We start from the raw sequence: 1,227 nt of genomic DNA, 5'->3' as shown, positions 1-1,227 counted from the left end.
GCGTAGGAAGTTAGTGGGCCAAGCATTTGGGTTAAGCCATTTTCAAATTCCATGGATTCATCATCTGCTCCAGTAAACGCATGGGTGATTTCATGTAACAGAGTACCTGAAAAATCCACTACGTTCCTTAACTGATTCCGTTTAATGGTAATCCGTTGTTCTAAAGGTTCCCATAACCCAAGTGCTTCAAAACCGGAATGATCCACCCTCATAGTCTCGGAAATACAGATTTCTTTTATATCCTTTGTCTGATTATGTGGTAACCATTTCAAAATTGAATCTTTAACAGAAAACACCGTTTTCTCATTTGGGGTTAATGAAGAAATAGGAACGTTAGTAAATTGAAAACTTGTATTAAACTCTTCACGGTAACCGTCTAAATCCCGAATCTGATTTCCTTGAACATCTTGGAGATTTGTAAGTTTGTAAGCAATAGACTCTGGAACGACCACGATACGATATCCATCATCTTGAGCATGAGTGACCAAAGAACCACCATTCCTCATTTGATCTGGTGTGAGAAAAATGACATTTTCGTTGGCATTTAAAATTCTACACGCATGGAGTTGAACATCTGTCCATTGAAGTTCGTCATGAATATGACCTATTTCGTAATTTTTAAGATCCGCCGCCATTTCAGTGGCAACAGTAGAATTACAGCATGCAAGCAGAATAGATTTGACTCGGTCCGTATAAGCACTGCGCCCAACGTTCGTACGTTCCCGGTTGAGAGCTTTGCGGAGAGCCGCATTCAAAGAAGTGATATTGTAGCTGAATAAGAAATTTTCCTCTTCAGCTACACAAAGTCCATTCACATAAATTCGCGATTTCTTCTTTTTCTTTGTTTTTAAAACGGNTTGCTTGTTCTATATCCTCATCTCTAACTCCTGACAGAATTACATCTGTTCCTACAAGATTCACTTCAGATGGTGGCTGTATCATCGCATGGAGGGTGACGATATCCTCAAATCCATGCTTATGGCTTTTATCCATGGTGATATCCGCATGACGTGAGCGAATTAGGATACTGATTTTCTTCCTGTCAAAAGTAGCCAGGGCATCCTTCAATCCCACACCAAATTTTCCAATCACCATTTCCGGATGATCTAGCTTTTCCTTATTTTCGTTTTGCGTAAAGTGTTCATACCTCAATCCTCGACCATAGTCACGAATATGCCATGCGCCTTGCTCATCTTTATAAATCTTTGGTACAGCAGTTTTCGTTAA

1 pseudogene is annotated in these 1,227 nt (G+C 39.8%); it reads right to left on the bottom strand.

The window, feature by feature from the left end:
- A pseudogene (locus tag KIH86_RS28540) lies at positions 1-815 on the bottom strand (ATP-binding protein); the annotation flags it as partial.
- Positions 816-1,227 lie beyond the last annotated feature (412 nt).

The organism is Paenibacillus sinensis (genome assembly GCF_019904155.1).
GTDB classification, from domain to species: domain Bacteria; phylum Bacillota; class Bacilli; order Paenibacillales; family Paenibacillaceae; genus Paenibacillus_AQ; species Paenibacillus_AQ sinensis.
This window is presented reverse-complemented; position numbering and strand designations above follow the sequence as displayed.